This window comes from Massilia horti (assembly GCF_004614195.1).
In the GTDB taxonomy this organism is placed as follows: Bacteria; Pseudomonadota; Gammaproteobacteria; order Burkholderiales; family Burkholderiaceae_D; genus Telluria; species Telluria horti.
This window is the reverse complement of record NZ_SPUM01000023.1, coordinates 38473-56544: the sequence shown is the minus strand read 5'-3', so window position 1 is coordinate 56544 and position 18072 is coordinate 38473. Positions and strand designations below refer to the sequence as shown.

The following is an 18072-nucleotide window of genomic DNA, read 5'->3' as shown; positions in this document are numbered from 1 at the left end:
CTTGCGGCTTCTGTGCGTACCCGCTGCGTTCGCGAACCGCGTGCGCACTGGTGCGCACCCTACGATCCATCATCTTGCGTCGCGGCCTGGGTTCCCTACCTGAGCAGTTCGTAGGGGGCGCGGGGCCGCCGAGGACCTGTGCGCACGCGGTCACCATTTGCGGGCTTGCGGCTTCTGTGCGTACCCGCTGCGTTCGCGAACCGCGTGCGCACTGGTGCGCACCCTACGATCCATCATCTTGCGCGGCCTGGGTTCCCTACCTGAGCAGCCGCAGCCCGTACAGTCCCCCGCTTCACGTCTTAACCCGCGACCGAAACGACCACGACCGCCTTGGCCGGCACCCTGACAGTCAACTTGCCATCCGCCGCCCTGGCGCTGAACGGCGCCGGCTTGACGGCCTGGGTTTGCTGGAAGGTGTTGTGTGCGTCCATTGCATCTGCGGTCAGCACCTGGCCTTGAACCGATGACACGTTCTGGCCGGTGACATTAAGCGTCACGTCGGTCGCCTGGCGCGGGTTGGTGTTCACCAGCGCCACGTACAGCTTGCCATCCTTGCCGCGCGCGGCGGAAGCGCTGATGCCGGGGATGCTGCTCGAGCCGAACGTGTACGGCGTGTCGTTGGCGACGTTCACCGGCAGCGAAGTCGCGTCCTGGAACGGCACGTACATCTTGTAGGCGTGGTAGGTGGGCGTGAGCAGCATCTTGTCCTTGTCGGTGATGATCATCGCCTGCAGCACGTTGACCATCTGCCCGATGTTCGTCATGCGCACGCGCTCGGCATGGCCATGGAAGATGTTGAAGTTCATCGCCGCCACCACCGCGTCGCGCAGGGTGTTCTGCTGGAACAGGAAGCCGGCGTTGGTGCCCTTTTCGACGTCGTACCAGGTGCCCCACTCGTCGACGTAAAAGCCGATCTTCTTGTCCGGATCGTTCTTGTCGAGGATCGCGACGTTATCCTGGATGAACTTCTCCATCCGCAGGGTGCGCTCGAGCGTGGACATCCACTGCGATTCGTCGAAGCCGGTCGCCGCACCTTTCACTTTCCAGTTACCGGTCGGGAGAGTGTAGTAGTGGAAGCTGATCCCGTCGGTGCGGCCCTTGAGCTCGCGCGACAGGACATCGGTCCAGCGGGTGTCGTGGTCATTGCCGCCGCTGGCGATGATCTTCGGCCGCACTTCGCGCGGCGCCTTCATGAAGGTGTTGTACTGCTTGTACAGGTCTGCGTAGTATTCCGGCTTCATGTTGCCGCCGCAGCCCCAGGCCTCGTTACCGACCGCGAAATAGGCGACCTTGAACGGCTTGGGATGGCCGTTCTTGCGGCGCATCTCGGCCAGGGTCGACTTGCTGTCCGAGGTCATGTACTCGATCCACTCGCTCGTCTCCTGCGCGCTGCCGGTGCCCAGGTTGCCGTTCACGTAGGCGTCCGCGCCGAGCATCTCGACCAGGTCGAAGAACTCGTGCGTGCCGACCGCGTTGCTCTCCTCGACGCCGCCCCAGTTGGTGTTGACCTTCACCGGGCGCTTGTTGCGCGGGCCGATGCCGTCCTTCCAGTGGTATTCATCCGCGAAGCAGCCCCCCGGCCAGCGCACCAGCGGCACGTGCAGGTCCTTGAGCGCGCCGACCACGTCGTTGCGCCAGCCGCGGGTATTCGGGATCTTCGACGCCGGCCCCACCCACAGGCCACCGTAGATGCCGCTGCCCAGGTGCTCGGCAAACTGGCCGTACACGTTCTTGTTGATGACGGCGCCCGGCTTGTTGGCCTCGACCGTCACGCTCACCTGCGCAAAGGCGGGCAGGGCCGCAAGGACGGAAAGCAGCAGCATGCCGCGTTTGAATACCTTCATGTGGGTCTCCCGGTTTTTATTTATTTGAATACGGCGACAAAGCCGCCGTGCGCCTTGATGCTGATATCCCGCTTGCCGCCTTCGATGGTGGATTGCGTGAATTCGCGTTCGCCGCCGCCGTCGGTGACCAGGGTCCCTGCCCTGCTGCCCAGGAAGGACAAGTCCAGGTGCAGCAGCAAATCAGTATCGTCCGCATTCAGGCCCGCGACGTACCACGCGTCGCCCGCGCGGCGCGCGATGATCACGTAGCGGCCCGGGTAGCCGTCGACGAACTTGACCTCGTCCCAGCTGCGCGGCAGGTCCTGCAGCAGCGTTTTGACGTAGGCGGGCGCGGTGGCCATGCCCTCGGGCGTTTCGGCGTAGTGCTGGATCCCGGACAGGAACAGCACCGACTCGGCCAGCTCAAAGCCGTTGCGGGTCGTGCGGCGAATCTTGGGAATATCGCCGAAGACCATCGGCGTGAAGTCCATCGGGTCGAACAGGTTGCGCGTAAAGGGCACCATCGCGGCGTGGCGCGCGACCGCGTCCTGGTCTTGCTGGGTGAAGGTCGTGAATTCGAGGCCGCGCACGGCTTCGGCGGTCATCAGGTTCGGCCACGTGCGCGCCCAGCCACGCGGCAGGGTCGCGCCGTGGAAGTTGACCAAGAGGCCAGCCGCTGCGGCGTCACGCAGGATGTCGACGTAATACGCGATCATCGATTGGCCGTCGCCGCCGAAGAAGTCGACCTTGACGCCCTTGACGCCCATCTGGCGCAGCCGCGTGAACTCCTGCACCCGCATCTCATGCGTCAGCAGCCGGCTCTTGGGCGACATGGTCGTCTGGTTCCAGTCGCCTGACGAGTTATACCAGGCCAGGATGCCCACACCTTTGGAGGCAGCGTATGCCGTCAGCTCGGCCAGCTTGTCGTAGCCGATCTTGCGGTCCCAGTCGGCGTCGACCAGGGTGTAGTTCCACTTCATGTCGGCGGCGTAGTCGACGAACTTCTTCTGCACGTCGAAGACGGTGGCGTCGTCCTTGAGCAGCGCCCAGCTCCATGATGCATGCCCGGGGCGCACCAGCGCCGGATCGAACGCGACGGCGGGCATGGCGAGATCGGTGCCGATGGTCGATTCCATCAGGGCCGGCAGCGAGCCCAGCGCAATCACGCGCCACGGCGAGACCAGATCGCCATCGGTTTCGGCCAGGCGGGCGCCGCCGGTGAACACTTCCGCCGCCATCGGCTGGCCGATGCGGTACTTCCCGCCCGGCGATTCAGCCTGCAGGCGCGATGCATGGAAGCTGCCATCCAGGTTCGCTTCAGTCAGCGCGACCCAGGTGTCGCCGGTTCGGAACAAGGCCGGGAACACCCAGCCAGCCGTCAGCGGCGAAGGCGTGCCGACGGGGATCTCGCGCTGGTAGTGCTCCTCGTAGGCCGGGTTGGTGTTCTTGTAGCCGGTCTGCGCGATCTGCATCGGCTGCAGCCAGGCCTTTGCCGACTTGTCGAAGGCGAAGCTGGTCGACTCGGCGATAAACTTTTTGTGAGGAAGGCTTGCATCGCGAACGATGTAACGGAACGCGACCCCGTCGTTCGAAACGCGGAACGCGACCTGCATGAACTGCCGGGTCGCGCTCTGCACCGTGTAGACCTGCTCGTGCGCGGTGTAGCTGATGTGGCGTTTTTTGCCTGCCGCGAGGTCGTAGCTGTCCTGGATGATTTTCACCGGCGAGGCCGCGCCCAGCGCCAGCTTGTGCGCGAAGTCGGCGCCGTCCAGCTCCAGGCCAAGGTCGGACGGCAGGATGACCGGTTTGCCGTCGCGGTAGACCGAATACTGCAGCGTGTGCGCCGGCGTGACGCGCACTTCGACGCTGATGTGGCGATCAGGGCTGGTGAGCCTTGGCGCCGCCAGCGCGTCCGCTGCAAGGCTGGCCGACAGCGCCAGCATGGTGAGTTTCAGTTTGGTCATGTTGGGAGTGTCACGACTTTTGGCGCACGCTCACTTAAAACAGGCTGAAACGACGCCCTGGTGGTTAATCCGGTGCCGCCCCGGTACCGCTCAAACTCAGTTCAAACCCAGCCGGCGTCGACGATGAAGTCCTGGCCGGTGCACATCTTGCTGTCGTCGGCGGCGAGGAACAGGACCATGGACGCTATATCGTCCGGCATCAGCTTGCCGGGCAGGCACTGCGACCTTGCGATCTGCGCTTCGCCTTCAGCGTCGAGCCACAGGTCGATCTGGCGCTGGGTCATCACCCAGCCCGGCGTCACGGTGTTGACGCGTATCCCGTGCTTGCCGACGTCGCGCGCCAGGCCGCGCGTGAGCCCGACCACCGCTGCCTTGGTGGTGGTGTAGACCGGATAGCCGCCATTCATCGCATGGAACGAAATCGAACTGAAGTTGATGATCGAACCGCCGCCTTTCTTCTTCATGCCCGGCAGGACCGACTGGCAGGTGAAGAACATCGGGCGCTGGTTGATTGCGATGCGCTGGTCCCAGTAGTCGAGCGTCACGTCCTCGATCGTGTGGCGCTGGTCGTTGCCCGCGTTGTTGACCAGGACATCGAAGTCGCCCAGCTGCTGCGCCAGTTCGGCCATCGTGCGCTGCAGAGAGGGGATGTCTGTGATGTCGCAGTAGCGGAACACGGGCGTGTGCGGGGCGGTGCCTCTCAGGCGTTCGCACAGGCTCTCGCTGGCCTCGCGTGCGATGTCGACGAATGCGACGATCGCTCCCTGCCGCGCGAACGCGGCGACGATCGCTTCGCCGATGCCGCTGCCGCCGCCCGTTACAAAGACCCGCTTGCCCTGCAGGCTCCCATAGCTGGCCAACTGTGTCATGTTTTATCCCTTTTTCTTGTTTTGGAAATGCCCGGCCAGTCAAAGTGGCTTGACGTGGGCGAACCTGGTCTCGGACACCGCCAGCGTGTTGCGCAGGGCTGGGCCGAAGATCGGCGACTCAACTTCAAAGGTCTCGCCTGCACTAACCTGCACGCCGTCCGCGAAGCTCAGCGTGGCGGTGCCGAAGAAGTGGATGTGGACATCGCCCGGGCGCTTGAACAGGCCGTATTTGAAATGGTGGTATTCGAGGTTTGCGATCGAGTGCGACATGTTCTGCTCGCCGCTGACAAAAGCCTTCTCCCAGCGCACCTGGCCCTGCGCATCGAGGATGCGCGAGACGCCTTCCACGTGCGGCGGCAGCTCGCCCACGCGCAGCGCCGGGCCGACGCCGCAGTTGCGCAGCTTGGAGTGGGCGAGGTACAGGTAGTTCTGGCGCTCGGTCACGTGGTCCGAGAACTCGTTACCGATCGCGAAGCCCAGGCGGTATGGCTGGCCGTCGTCGCCGATCAAATACAGGCCGGCGATCTCGGGCTCCTCGCCGCCGTCGAGCGCAAAGTCGGGCATCTCAAGCGCCTGGCCGCTGGTGCGCACGATCGAACCGTCGCCCTTGTAGAACCACTCCGGCTGCACGCCCGGCTTGCCCGGCTCGGGCTTGCCGCCTTCCACGCCGAGGCGGAACATCTTCATGCTGTCCGACAGCGATTCGACGTCGCCACCGATCTTCTTGTGCATCGCGTCGCGCGTGTCGGCGCTGCCCAGGTGCGTGAGGCCGGTGCCGGTCACGTAGCAGTGGGCGGGATCGGGATGGTCGAGCGGGGACAGGATGCGGCCAGCGCTGGCCGCCACGTCGAACGCCTCGACCGCGACGCCGGTGCTTTCACTGGCCAGGTCAGCGAGCTTGACGCCTTTGGCGATCGCTGCCTTGGCCAGCTCCAGCGTCGAGCTGTAGCCTTCAATGATGCGGATGGTGTTGCCTTCGAGGGCGCCGACGCGGCGGTCACCGGATTCGGTTTTGAATTGTATGAGCAGCATGAGTGTCTCCCAACAATCGTCGTCCCCGCGCAGGCGGGGACCCATAGGCAGCGTGAAATGACGCTCAGCATGGGTTCCCGCCTGCGCGGGAACGACGTGCTTTCTTTAGTACGCCGATGATTCAGTGCGAATGCTTGGGCACTTCGGAACCGCGACAGCCAACCAGGAAGCCGAAGTCGCATCCTTCGTCGGCCTGCAGCACATGGTCCAGATACAGCCCTTTGTATCCGGTTTTGTCGAGCGGCTTCTGGTTGCGCGCGCGCTCGGCCAGGCGCTGCGCGATCTCATCAATGGTCAGCTCGATATCGAGCGAACCTGCGCGGCAATCGAGCGCGATCCAGTCGCCGTCTTTTACGATCCCAAGCGGCCCACCGGCCATCGCTTCCGGCGCCACGTGCAGCACCACCGTGCCGTATGCCGTGCCGCTCATGCGAGCGTCCGAAATGCGCACCATGTCGGTGATTCCCTGGGCCAGCAGCTTGGGCGGCAGGCCCATGTTACCGACTTCGGCCATGCCCGGGTATCCCTTGGGGCCGCAGTTCTTCATCACGAGGATCGAGTCGGCGTCGACATCGAGGTCAGGATCGACGATGCGCTCTTTGTAGTGGTCGAAGTCCTCGAACACAACCGCGCGGCCGCGGTGCTTCATCAAATGCGGCGATGCGGCCGACGGCTTGAGCACGGCGCCGCGCGGCGCAAGGTTCCCGCGCAGGATGCAGATACCGCCGTCGTCGATCAGTGGCTTATCCAGCTTGCGGATCACTTCGTCGTTGTAGATCGGCGCGTCTTCGCAGTTCTGCCACAGCGTCTTGCCGTTGACGGTCAGCGCGTCCTTGTGCGGCAGCAGGCTGCCATCGCCCAGGCGGCGGATCACACCCGGCAGGCCGCCGGCGTAGTAGAACTCTTCCATCAGGTAGCGGCCGGACGGCAGCAGGTCGACGATGGTCGGGGTGCCCTTGCCGATCCTGGTCCAGTCTTCCAGCTCGAGCGGCACGCCGACGCGGCCGGCGATGGCCTTCAGGTGGATCACGGCGTTGGTCGAGCCGCCGATGGCGGCGTTCACGCGGATCGCGTTTTCGAAGTTCTCGCGCTTGAGGATCTTCGACAGGCGCAGGTCCTCGTGCACCATCTCGACAATGCGAATGCCCGACAGGTGCGCCAGTACGTAGCGGCGTGCGTCCACCGCCGGAATAGCGGCGTTGTGCGGCAGCGAGGTGCCGAGCGATTCGGCCATGCAGGCCATGGTCGAGGCGGTTCCCATCGTGTTGCAGGTGCCGGCCGAGCGCGAGTGCCCGGCTTCGGCGGACAGGAAATCGTGCATCGTGATCTGGCCTGCCTTGGCCTGCTCGTGCAACTGCCAGACGGCGGTGCCGGAGCCGATGTCCTTGCCATTCAGTTTACCGTTGAGCATGGGGCCGCCCGTGACCACGATGGTCGGCAGGTCCACGCTCGCCGCGCCCATCAAGAGCGCCGGGGTCGTCTTGTCGCAGCCGACCAGCAGAACCACGCCATCCATTGGGTTGCCGCGAATGGATTCTTCGACGTCCATGCTGGCCAAGTTACGGGTGAGCATGGCGGTCGGGCGCAGGTTCGATTCGCCGTTTGAGAACACGGGGAATTCAACCGGGAAGCCGCCCGCTTCCAAAATGCCGCGCTTGACGTGTTCGGCCAGTTTGCGGAAGTGGGCGTTGCAGGGGGTGAGTTCGGACCAGGTATTGCAGATGCCGATGATCGGCTTGCCCTGGAATTCGTGGTCGGGGATGCCTTGGTTCTTCATCCAGCTTCGGTACATGAAGCCGTTCTTGTCCTGGGTGCCAAACCACGCGGCCGAGCGCAGCGGGGTTTTCTTCTTTGTCTCGGACATGCCTTCCTCCTCGTTATTCTGGGAGGAATACTAAATTGCGGGGAGATATGTTTCCAATCAATTTTTTGACGAATTTGATATCGAAAAATGTATTGATTGGTTGTGTGAATGCGGGGTTGCGCGCGATGACGACTGCCCATCCTTTAGCCGATTCGCGCGCAGACGTCGTAGGGTGCGCACCAGTGCGCACGCGGTTCGCGAAGGCAGCATAGTGGAGCAGTAGCCGCAAGCCGGCATGCGCTGACCGCGTGCGCACAGGTCCTCGGCGGCCCCGCGCCCCCTACGCCTCCCTTAAATGGTCAGGCGATCTTGAAGCGCGACTCCGGCAGGCCGCGCACGTCGAGCGTGAGCTGGAACAGGCCGCCCGCTTGCGGGGTCGCGGCAAGTTGGGTATCGGTCATCCACTGGCGCGCGCTGGTGGCATACAGCACGTCCAGCCGCTCGCCGCCGAACGCCACGCAGCTCGGCTGCGGCACCGGCACGTCGACCACGCGGTCGACCCGACCATCCGGCGCAAACCGGATCACCTGCCCTGCTCCCCAGCGCGCGCTCCACAGGCAGCCTTCGGCGTCGATCGCCGCGCCATCCGGCTCGCCCGGCGCCGCCTCGCGCGGCACGAATACGCGCTGGCCTTTGACCTCGCCGGTCTCGGGGTGGTAATCGCAGCAGTGGATCGTGAAAGTGGCAGAATCGGCGTAGTACATGGTGCGCCCGTCGGGCGAAAAGCAGATGCTGTTGGCGATGGCCACGCCGCCCAGCGGCAGTTTGTCGAGCGTCAGGTCGTGGTTCAGGCGGTAGTAGCTGCCGGCCGGCGCCTTGGGGCTGTCGTCCTGGTTGAAGGTGCCGAATACGAAGCGGCCCTGGCGGTCGCAGCGGCCGTCGTTCAGGCGCGTGTTCAGGCCTGCTTCGACTTCGCAGATGCGGGTCACTTCACCACTTGAGAAGTCGAAGAAGGCAAGTCCCGACGCCAGGCCAAGCAGCAGGCGGTCGTCGCTGTCGGTCAGCGCGAAGGAGCACAGGCGTTCGGGCATTGTCCAACTGCGCGTCTGGCCGGTTGCGGGAGTGTGGGCATGCAGTACCGAGTTCTGGATGTCGGTCCACAGCACGCGGCCGGTGCGCTCGCACCAGAGCACGCATTCGCCCAGCTCGTTCTGGCCGTCGACAAGCAGTTGCATCATCTTCTTATTTCTCCACTGAGAAGCGGTATCGGGATTCGGTCTGGTAGACCTGACCCGGCCGCAGGATGGTGTTGGGGAACGCCGGATGGTTCGGCGAGTCGGGAAAGTGCTGCGGCTCCGCGCAGAAGCCGCTGCGGTAAATGTAGGTCCTGCCCTTGCCGGTCAGGGTGCCGTCGAGGAAGTTGCCGCTGTAGAACTGCACGCCTGGCTCCTGGGTGAACAGTTCGAGCACCCGGCCCGAGCCGGGGTGCCGCGCATGCAAAGCGCGGGTCATCGCGCCCTGCGCCGGCTTGGTGAGCACGTAACAGTGGTCATAACCGCTGCCGTGGCGCAGTTGCGTATCCGGGTAGCCGATGCGCTCGCCAATGGCGTGCGGGGTGCGAAAGTCGAACGGCGTGCCGGCCACCAACCCGGTGCCGCCCAGGGGAATCGACTCGGCGTCGATCGGGATGAAGGCGTCGGCGTCGATCGTCAGTTCATGGTCGAGGATGTCGCCGTCGCCCGCCAGGTTGAAGTAGCTGTGCTGGGTCAGGTTGATCGGCGTCGGCTGGGAGGTAGTGGCGGACAGGCGCATCACCAGCTCGTTGTCGTCCGTGAGGCTGTAGACGACCGTCGCATCCAGGTTGCCGGGGTAGCCCTGGTCGCCGTCCGGGCTGCGGTGGGTGAGCGTGAGGGCGTTGGCGGCCGCGCTGGCCTGCCACAACACCTTGTCAAAGCCCCTGGTCCCTCCATGCAGGTGGTTTTGGCCGTCGTTGATCGTCAGCTGGTAGGTCTTGCCGCCCTCAGTGAAGCGGCCGCGCGCAATGCGGTTGCCGTAGCGCCCGATGGTGGCGCCGAAGTATGGGCTTTCGGTACGGTAGGCCTCCAGCGTGTCAAAACCGTGGACCACGTCAGCCAGTACGCCATTGCGGTCGGGCACGTGGAGTTCGGTAATGATGCCGCCGAAATTGGTGATCTTCACCACCATGCCGTTGGCATTGGTGAGCGTGAATAGTTGTACTTGCTCGCCGCCGGGAAGCCTTCCGAACGGCGCCTGCGTGATACCGGGTTGCACTGGTTGGGTCCTTAGAGAGTCGCGAGACAGACCGGCATGCTGGTGCTGCAATCGGCAGCATGGATGAAGCCGTCATGCCCGGGTCTGTAAATGCCGTGATCGTAGCACGTCCGGAAAACAGGCTCGCACGGCCTGAGCCGGGCTTGTCATGTCATCCGCGGCAGTCATGGTAGGAGTGCGGCCGTGATCAAGACAATCACTTTTTCAACAAATGCGATTTCGATTTTTGTATCGATCGCACGCCAGCTTCGGCTCTCGACGGCTTTGTTATCGCCGAGTAAATATAAAATCGTTTGATCTACATCAATTAACTTTAACTATGTTTCCTTGTAACATCACGCCTGTAATTTTTATTGATGTAAGGAAATTATGAAAATCACAAATATGCGGATAGGCACGCGACTGACGGCCAATTCCAGTCTGATGATCTTGTTGATGATGGCGTGCATCGTCATCGGCATTGTCATGCTGGGTCGCGTCAACAGCGCGACCACCGCCATCGTCAATGACGCCGTGCCCAAAACGCTTCGGGCCACGCAATCGATGGACGACGTCAACGGCATCGCCATCGCCCTGCGTAACATGATGTTGAACAGTAACGCTGAGGACCGCCAAAAGCAGCGCACCGAACTGATGGCAGCGCGCAGCAGGCTGGACACCAAGCTGGACTATTTGAAGAAAAATCTCTATCTGCCCAAGGGCAAGGAAATCCTGGGCCGGGTGCTGGAAGCGAACCAACGCTACCAAGCGGGCGCGGACCGCCTGCTGGCCCTGATCGAGTCGGGCAGCGAGCAGGATCAGAAGGATTATCTGAACCAGGATTTGCGTCCCGTGTTCAAAAATTATGGGACCGTCATGGAGGAGCTGACCGCTTTCCAGCTCACGCGCATGGACAATTACAAAACCGATGCCGCCTCCACCTACAGCTTCAGCCTGACCCTGATGCTGGTGCTGGGCGCGGCCGCGGTGGCGCTGGCAGTGGGCATCGGCTGGTGGCTGGTCCGCTCGATCACGGTGCCGCTACAGCGCGCGGTCACGGTGGCCAACACTGTGGCGGCAGGCGATTTGAGCAGCCATATCGAAGTCGATAGCACCGACGAAACGGGCCAGCTGCTGCAAGCCCTGAAGAATATGAACGACAGCCTGGTCAAGATCGTCGGCGAAGTGCGCGGCGGCACCGAAGCCATCGGCGGCGCCTCGTCCGAGATCGCGGCGGGCAACCTGGACCTGTCGGCCCGCACCGAGCAGCAGGCCAGCGCGCTGGAAGAAACGGCGTCATCGATGGAAGAACTGACGACGACCGTGAAGCAGAACGCCGACAACGCCAAGCAAGCCAACCAGCTGGCCGCCACTGCGGCGGCCGTGGCCGGCAAGGGCGGCGCGGTGGTGGCGCAGGTGGTGGAAACCATGGGCTCCATCAACGCTTCGTCGAAGAAGATCGCGGACATCATCGGCGTGATCGACGGCATCGCCTTCCAGACCAATATCCTGGCCCTGAACGCGGCCGTGGAAGCAGCCCGCGCGGGCGAACAGGGCCGCGGCTTTGCCGTGGTGGCGAGCGAAGTGCGCAACCTGGCCCAGCGCTCGGCCACGGCGGCCAAGGAGATCAAGGATTTGATCACCGATTCGGTCGGCAAGGTCGATGCGGGCAGCAAGCTGGTGGCCACAGCGGGAACCACCATGGATGAGATGATGGACAGCATCCAGCGCGTCAGCGACATCATGAACGAGATCAGCGCCGCCACGTCGGAACAGGCGGCCGGCATCGAGCAGGTCAACCGCGCCGTGTCGGAAATGGATAACGTCACGCAGCAGAACGCGGCGCTGGTGGAGCAGGCGGCAGCGGCGGCGCAAGCCATGCAGGAACAGTCCGAGCAGCTGTCGCGCGCGGTCAGCGTGTTCCGCCTGGCCGGCCACCAGGCGGCCCCGGCGCAGCGCGCGAGCCCTGCCCACGACCGCCATCTCCTCGCTTCCCAACCGCAAACTGCTGCTGCCAACGCCAAGCCGCTTCTGGAAGCGGCATAGCGGCGGCTCGACGCCCTGCCTGTGCAATACGAGGGGCGCTGTAGTGCATGGGCTCGTCCTTGGTGGACGAGTCCATGTCACATCAATCATTCTCTTGATTAATGAGTCAGAAGAGTTGACATGCGAAAATCACGGACATAGCATCCGTTGGTAGCGCTACCAACTCCCTTTCACTTTTGGGTTCGCCATGAAGATTCGAATTCCCGTGTCAAGCCTGGTTCCGGCCACGCTTGCAGTCCTGATTTCATCGTGCTTTGTAACCGGAGCCCAGGCTGCAAGGTCCGTTTACAACTTCAACTCCGACTGGCGCCTGGCGGTGGCAGACCCGACTGATGCATCGCAGGCTGCATTTGACGACAGCAGCTGGAAAAAGATCACCTTGCCAAGGGCATGGAATGAAGACGACGCGTTCGCCAAGGACATCGTCGATCATTCGACCGGCATCGCCTGGTACCGGAAGCATTTCACCCTGCCTGCCGCAAGCCGCGGGCAAAAAGTCTTCATCGAATTCGAGGGAGCGCGGCAGGCTGCGGAGGTCTATGTCAACGGCAAGCGCGTCGGCCTGCACGAGAACGGCATTACCGCATTCGGCTTCGACATCACCGATGTGGTGGTGCCAGGTGAGAACGTGATCGCGGTACGCACCGACAACCGCTGGGATTATCGCGAGCAGGCGACGGGCCAAAAATACCAATGGGCCGACAGGAATTTCAACGCCAACTATGGTGGCTTGCCCAAGAATGTGCGCCTGCATTTGGTGGACAAGCTTTACCAGACCCTGCCGCTGTTCTCAACGCTGGGCACCACCGGCGTGTACGTCTATGCGCGCGACTTCGATATTCGCGGGCGCAGCGCCACGATTTCGGCGGAATCGGAGGTACGAAACGAATATTCCGAAACCCGCGCCTTTACCTATGAAGTCCAGATCCGCGACCGCGATGGCAAAGAAGTCGCCCGCTTCACCTCCCCTGCCCAGTCGGTGGCGCCGGGTGCGACCGGCGTGGTAAAGGCCAGCGCAAAGGTCAAGAACCTCAATTTCTGGAGCTGGGGCTACGGCTATTTGTATGACGTGGTCACGACCCTGAAGGTCGATGGCAAGCCGGTCGACAGCGTCACCACCCGCACCGGCTTTCGCAAGACCGAATTCGCCAACGGCATGGTCAAGCTGAACGACCGCGTGATCCAGATGAAAGGCTATGCCCAGCGCACGTCGAACGAATGGCCATCGATCGGCCTGTCGGTGCCGCCCTGGATGAGCGACTACAGCAATGGCCTGGCGCTGGCCAGCAATGCCAACCTGGTGCGCTGGATGCACGTGACGCCGTGGAAGCAGGACATCGAATCATTCGACCGCCTGGGAATGATGCAGGCCATGCCGGCCGGCGATTCGGAGGCCGACGTGACGGGCCGCCGCTGGGAACAGCGAATCAGCGTCATGCGCGATGCGGTCATTTATAACCGCAACAACCCCAGCATCATTTTCTATGAAAGCGGGAACCGCGGCGTGAGCGAAGAGCACATGCGCGAAATGAAGGCGCTGCGCGACCAGTACGATCCGTACGGCGGGCGCGCGTCCGGCAGCCGCGAAATGCTCAGCGCAAAGCTCCAGCAAGTGGCCGAATATGGCGGCGAAATGCTGTACATTAACAAGAGCGCGCGCATCCCGATGTGGGCCATGGAATATTCGCGCGACGAGGGTGCACGCAAATTCTGGGATAACCTGACCCCGCCCTTCCACAAAGATGGCGACGGTCCGCTGCACAAAGGCCAGGATGCCAGCCCATATAACCGCAACCAGGATTCGCACGCGATCGAGAACGTCAAGCGCTGGTACGACTATTGGCGCGAGCGGCCGGGCACGGGCACCCGTGTGAGCTCTGGCGGCGTCAACATCATTTTCTCGGACAGTAACACCCACCATCGCGGCGCCGAAAATTACCGCCGCAGCGGCGAAGTCGACGCAATGCGCATTCCCAAGGACGGCTATTTCGCCCACCAGGTAATGTGGGACGGCTGGGTGGATGTGGAAAAACCGCGGGCGCACATCATCGGCCATTGGAACTATGCGCCCGGAACGGTCAAGCCGGTCACCGTGGTGTCGAGTGCCGAAAAGGTCGAGCTTTACCTGAACGGCAAACTGCTCGGCCAGGGACGGCAAAGCGAACGCTTCCTGTTCACGTTCGACGATGTCGCCTGGCAGCCGGGCGAACTGAAAGCGATTGGCTACGACGCCAAGGGCAAGCGCGTGTGCGAAACCACGCTGGCAACCGCCGGCGCACCCGCTGCGCTGCGCCTGAAGGCGATCACGTCGCCGGTCGGACTGCATGCGGACGGTGCCGACATGGCGCTGGTGGAAGTGGAAGTGGTAGACGCGCAAGGCCGCCGCAACCCGGTCGCACTCGACATGGTGCATTTCGACCTGCAGGGGCCGGCCGAATGGCGCGGCGGTATTGCGCAAGGTCCCGACAATTATGTGCTGGCGCGCTCGCTGCCGGTGGAAGGCGGAATTAACCGGGTTATGGTGCGCAGCGCCACCCAGCCCGGAAAAATCGTAGTGCGCGCCACGGCCGATGGATTGAAGAGCGCCGAATTGACGCTCGAGTCCAAGCCGGTACAGGTCGAAGGCGGCCTTTCGGCTCAATTGCCCGATGCCGGCCTGCCGCTGCATCTGGATCGTGGCCCAACGCCGTCGACGCCGTCGTTCAAGGTATCGCGCGTCGCGGTGCCGGTCGCAGGCGCCGAAGCGTCGAGCAATACTGAAAATGCCGGCAAATCGTTCGACGACGATGAGACCACATTCTGGGCCAGCAAATCGGACGATCGGCATCCGGCGATCACCTATCGCCTGGCACAGCCTGCGACGTTGACGGAGGTGGTGTTAAAACTGTCCGGCTGGCGCGAGCGCAGCTACCCGATCAAGGTTTCGGTCGATGGCGAGCAAGTCTTCAGCGGCATGACGCCCAAGAGCCTGGGATATGTCACCCTGCCCCTGAAGCCGCGCAAAGGCAGCACGGTTCGCATTGAGCTCGATGGTGTGGCCGACGAGCGCAATGCGATCAAACTGACGGAAGTGGCCAACCAGGCGATCGCAGACACCGGCGCGAACCAGACACCGAAAGGCGTGCTCTCGATCGTGGAGGCCGAATTCTACAAGGCACCGTAGAAAAGTCGCGCGCAGCAACCCCTACGAATTGATCCGCGGCGGATCCCGTAGGGTGTGCAGCTTTGCTGCGCACGCGGATTGGGGGCACCGTTAGCGGTTCAGCCAACAGGCCCCGTGAACGTGACACGACGCTGTTTCTGATCAAAACGAAAAAGGGAAAAGGTGAGAGGTATGAAAAGCATCTGGATTGGCATTCTTACCCTCGCCGCCGCCCATTGCGCCTGCGCGGCCGACCGTTTTGACATCGCGATTACCGTGGACGACCTTCCTGTCCACGGTACGCTTGCGCAGGGGATGACACGGCTAGGCATCGCCGAAGCGCACATCGCCACATTTAAGGCGCATCATGTCCCTGAAGCTTTCGGTTTTGTGAATGCCCGAGGCATCGAAAGAGAACCTGGCAGCGAAGCCGTGCTTGATGCCTGGCGCAAGGCAGGCTACCCGCTTGGCAACCATACCTACAGCCATTTAAACCTCGACAAAGCCCCAACGCTCGAAGCGTGGGAGGCCGACGTCATTGCCGGAGAACCGGCAGTCAGCACACGGATGCAAGGCGCAGATTGGCGCTACCTGCGTTTTCCCAACCTCTCAGGCGGTTCCGACAAATCGCGCCACGATGGCGCGCGCGCCTTTCTTGAAGCGCGCGGCTACCGCATCGCCGACGTGAGCGTCAGCTTCGACGATTTTGCCTACACAGATGCATACAGGCGATGCGTCGAAAAAGGAGACACGCAGACGATCGCCGCCATGAAGGCGCAATACCTGAAAGGCGTGGACGACAATATCGCGCGCATGAAGGCAGTGTCGCAGCGCGTATATGGCCGAGTCATTCCGCAGGTGCTTCTTACCCATATCGGCGGCTGGAGCGCGATCATGCTGCCGGAAGTGATGGCGAAGCTCGATGCCGCCGGTGCACACTACGTGACCCTGGCCCAGGCCCAGTCAGATCCGGCTTATGCTGAGACCGATGGCGGCACCGTCATGAGCCGTGCAGCGGCAAAAAAGGGAATCAATATTTCGGATATCCCGGCGGCGCAACCGAAAAACAATATAAACCTGCTCTGCCGCTAGAATCACACGGCGCTCAAACATCGTAGGGTGCGCACCTGTGCGCACGCGGTCACCATATGCGGGCTTGCGGCTGATGTGCGAACCTGCTGCGTTTGCGAACCGCGTGCGCACAGATCCTCGCCGGCCGCGCTGCCCCAATGATCCATCACCCCATGAATTATCAAGCCTCATTGACGAACCCCTGCACGTTCTCAGTAAAGACCGGAGTGCCGCGCTCGGTTTTAACCTTGATGTCCCGCAGCGAGACATTCTTGACCGCCATCTCCGCCTCGGCCTTGATGTAGCAGATAAACTTCGCATCACCGACGGTCACATTGCTCACATGTAGCCCCTCGATCGGGGTCAGCCGGCGTTCGTAAGTGGGTACGAGAGTGCGCCACTGGTAAAGAACGTCTGTTTCAACGCTCAACACACCGCCTGCGATCTGCGTTGCGCTGACGTTGGACAGGTGAATATTGCGAACGAAGCCGCCGCGCCGTTCATTGGTCTTCACGTACAGGATATTGTTGATGCTGCTGCGCGCCGTCGAACCAGCATGATCGAAGTGGCAGTTATCGACGAACACGTTTTCCACGCCACCGGACAGCTCGCTACCGATGGCCATCAACTGGTGGCCATTCTTGATGCGGCAGTTGCGCATCACGATGTTCCGACTCGGCACCCCGATTCGCCAAGCGTCCCGATCGCGTCCCGATTTCACCGAAACCGCGTCATCCCCCTGGTCGAACACGCACTCTTCGATCAGCACGTTCTGGCTCATTTCAGGGTCCACGCCATCATTGTTATGTCCATGCGCCTTGATCTTGACCCGCCGGATTACGACATCGCGGCACAGATAAGGATGCAATACCCAGAACGGACTGTCGATGATGCTGATGTCCTCGACCAGCACATTGCGGCATCGGTTGAACTGGATGAATTGCGGACGCAGGTTTGCGTCCCCCGTGGTCATCTGGCGCTCGGATACAGGCACGTCCTTCGCCGCCATGTGGTACAGCGCCACCAGCGCATCCATGTGCGCCTTCGGCCGGGCATACCAGATTCGCCACACGTCAAGCTTGGCGCGCAGAGTGCCCTGCCCGGTTATCGCGACGTTCTCGCACTCGAATGCGTACACGAGCGGCGAATAGTTGTAGCACTCAAGGCCTTCCCAAGTGGTCATGACGGCGGGGAGATAATCTCCCGGCCGCTCAGAAAACAGCAGCGTCGCGCCCTTTTCAAGGTGCAGATTCACATTGCTCTTGAGGTGGACTTTACCGGTAAGCCACTCCCCTTCCGGCACCACCACAACGCCCGATCCGGCAGCGTTGGCCGCAGCGATCGCGTGGGCGATAGCGGCACTGGTCTTTTGCTGATCGTTCGGGACCGCGCCGAAATCAGTAATAACAAACCTCGGACTGGCGGCGAAATCCGGAAGCGAAATGCTCGGCATATCGAACGGCGCATCCACCCGCACCTGCTTTTGCGAAGACAGCCGCGGAAGATGCTGACAGCCCGCCAGCAACGGCACTGCGAAACCTGCGAACAAAACCGTCCGCCGGGATACGGAATGGGAAGTCAAATTCATCTCCAAAGTTAGCAGCCGGTCGAGCTGGCACTCTTCGGGATGATATGGCAAGTTTCGCGACGGCGGAGGTGTTACCTCGGCATCGATCAGGCGATTGATTGATGCGAATGCCTCGGCGATACGAGGATTGCTTCGGGAGTGGTTGTACAAAATTTCAACAAAAGATCCTTCGCCGAAGCAACCTTGCAACAAAATTGTGCATCCGATCACTTGAGCGAAGTGGGACGAGATGTCCAGGGGCCAGCACTCGCTACGCGAAGGCCTTGTGCAGTCGAGAAAGCTTGCTATAATAGGCGGCTTCGCGAACGCGAAGAACCACATACAGGAGAGATGGATGAGTGGTTTAAGTCGCACGCCTGGAAAGCGTGTATAGGTTCATAGCCTATCGGGGGTTCGAATCCCCCTCTCTCCGCCAAGAATACTAAGCCCTTGATTTCATTAGAAATAGTATGGAACAAGGCT

General features: G+C 62.2%; 11 protein-coding genes and 1 tRNA gene. 4 read left to right on the top strand and 8 right to left on the bottom strand.

The genetic code is table 11. The annotated features are described in order from the left end of the window. Nucleotides 1–299: 299 nt before the first annotated feature. The 7 genes from E4O92_RS03565 to E4O92_RS03535 form a co-directional block, all read right to left on the bottom strand. Nucleotides 300–1844: an alpha-N-arabinofuranosidase gene (locus tag E4O92_RS03565; RefSeq protein ID WP_135188376.1), complete on the bottom strand. Its 1545-nt coding sequence runs from the start codon at nucleotides 1842–1844 to the stop codon at nucleotides 300–302. 20 nt (nucleotides 1845–1864) lie between these two features. Continuing rightward, nucleotides 1865–3787, bottom strand: coding sequence for a glycoside hydrolase family 97 protein (locus E4O92_RS03560; RefSeq protein WP_135188375.1), 1923 nt, complete (start codon nucleotides 3785–3787; stop codon nucleotides 1865–1867). Between the two features lie 101 nt (nucleotides 3788–3888). Next, on the bottom strand, nucleotides 3889–4656 hold the full coding sequence (locus E4O92_RS03555) for an SDR family NAD(P)-dependent oxidoreductase (RefSeq protein WP_135188374.1): 768 nt from the start codon (nucleotides 4654–4656) through the stop codon (nucleotides 3889–3891). Between the two features lie 39 nt (nucleotides 4657–4695). After that, on the bottom strand, nucleotides 4696–5688 hold the full coding sequence (araD1, locus tag E4O92_RS03550; RefSeq protein WP_135188373.1) for an AraD1 family protein: 993 nt from the start codon (nucleotides 5686–5688) through the stop codon (nucleotides 4696–4698). A gap of 121 nt (nucleotides 5689–5809) precedes the next feature. Continuing rightward, a complete protein-coding gene (locus tag E4O92_RS03545; protein ID WP_135188372.1) occupies nucleotides 5810–7552 on the bottom strand; it encodes an IlvD/Edd family dehydratase in 1743 nt (580 codons plus the stop codon). A gap of 299 nt (nucleotides 7553–7851) precedes the next feature. After that, complete coding sequence (locus E4O92_RS03540) at nucleotides 7852–8730, bottom strand: SMP-30/gluconolactonase/LRE family protein (protein ID WP_135188371.1); 879 nt, start codon at nucleotides 8728–8730, stop codon at nucleotides 7852–7854. 4 nt (nucleotides 8731–8734) lie between these two features. Beyond that, nucleotides 8735–9784: an aldose epimerase family protein gene (locus tag E4O92_RS03535; RefSeq protein ID WP_135188370.1), complete on the bottom strand. Its 1050-nt coding sequence runs from the start codon at nucleotides 9782–9784 to the stop codon at nucleotides 8735–8737. Between the two features lie 369 nt (nucleotides 9785–10153). Here E4O92_RS03535 and E4O92_RS03530 point away from each other — a divergent pair, with 369 nt between their 5' ends. The 3 genes from E4O92_RS03530 to E4O92_RS03520 all read left to right on the top strand — a co-directional run bounded on the left by E4O92_RS03530 (nucleotide 10154) and on the right by E4O92_RS03520 (nucleotide 16043). Then, nucleotides 10154–11809 carry a methyl-accepting chemotaxis protein gene (locus E4O92_RS03530; protein WP_135188369.1) on the top strand — a complete coding sequence of 552 codons (1656 nt, stop codon included), beginning with the start codon at nucleotides 10154–10156 and terminating at the stop codon, nucleotides 11807–11809. Between the two features lie 187 nt (nucleotides 11810–11996). Beyond that, nucleotides 11997–14972, top strand: coding sequence for a glycoside hydrolase family 2 protein (locus tag E4O92_RS03525; RefSeq protein ID WP_135188368.1), 2976 nt, complete (start codon nucleotides 11997–11999; stop codon nucleotides 14970–14972). 171 nt (nucleotides 14973–15143) lie between these two features. Further along, nucleotides 15144–16043 carry a polysaccharide deacetylase family protein gene (locus E4O92_RS03520; protein ID WP_135188367.1) on the top strand — a complete coding sequence of 300 codons (900 nt, stop codon included), beginning with the start codon at nucleotides 15144–15146 and terminating at the stop codon, nucleotides 16041–16043. A gap of 160 nt (nucleotides 16044–16203) precedes the next feature. Here E4O92_RS03520 and E4O92_RS03515 read toward each other — a convergent pair whose 3' ends face one another. Then, nucleotides 16204–17760, bottom strand: coding sequence for a glycoside hydrolase family 28 protein (locus tag E4O92_RS03515; protein ID WP_229483000.1), 1557 nt, complete (start codon nucleotides 17758–17760; stop codon nucleotides 16204–16206). Nucleotides 17761–17934: 174 nt separating this feature from the next. On the opposite strand from E4O92_RS03515, the gene E4O92_RS03510 reads away from it, so the two are divergent. Beyond that, a tRNA-Ser gene (locus E4O92_RS03510) sits at nucleotides 17935–18025 on the top strand. Nucleotides 18026–18072 lie beyond the last annotated feature (47 nt).

Coding starts and splice junctions, on each gene's coding strand:
- E4O92_RS03565 (WP_135188376.1), bottom strand. CDS start 1,844: ATGAAGGTATTCAAACGCGGCATGCTGCTGCTTTCCGTCCTTGCGGCC.
- E4O92_RS03560 (WP_135188375.1), bottom strand. CDS start 3,787: ATGACCAAACTGAAACTCACCATGCTGGCGCTGTCGGCCAGCCTTGCA.
- E4O92_RS03555 (WP_135188374.1), bottom strand. CDS start 4,656: ATGACACAGTTGGCCAGCTATGGGAGCCTGCAGGGCAAGCGGGTCTTT.
- araD1 (WP_135188373.1), bottom strand. CDS start 5,688: ATGCTGCTCATACAATTCAAAACCGAATCCGGTGACCGCCGCGTCGGC.
- E4O92_RS03545 (WP_135188372.1), bottom strand. CDS start 7,552: ATGTCCGAGACAAAGAAGAAAACCCCGCTGCGCTCGGCCGCGTGGTTT.
- E4O92_RS03540 (WP_135188371.1), bottom strand. CDS start 8,730: ATGATGCAACTGCTTGTCGACGGCCAGAACGAGCTGGGCGAATGCGTG.
- E4O92_RS03530 (WP_135188369.1), top strand. CDS start 10,154: ATGAAAATCACAAATATGCGGATAGGCACGCGACTGACGGCCAATTCC.
- E4O92_RS03525 (WP_135188368.1), top strand. CDS start 11,997: ATGAAGATTCGAATTCCCGTGTCAAGCCTGGTTCCGGCCACGCTTGCA.
- E4O92_RS03520 (WP_135188367.1), top strand. CDS start 15,144: ATGAAAAGCATCTGGATTGGCATTCTTACCCTCGCCGCCGCCCATTGC.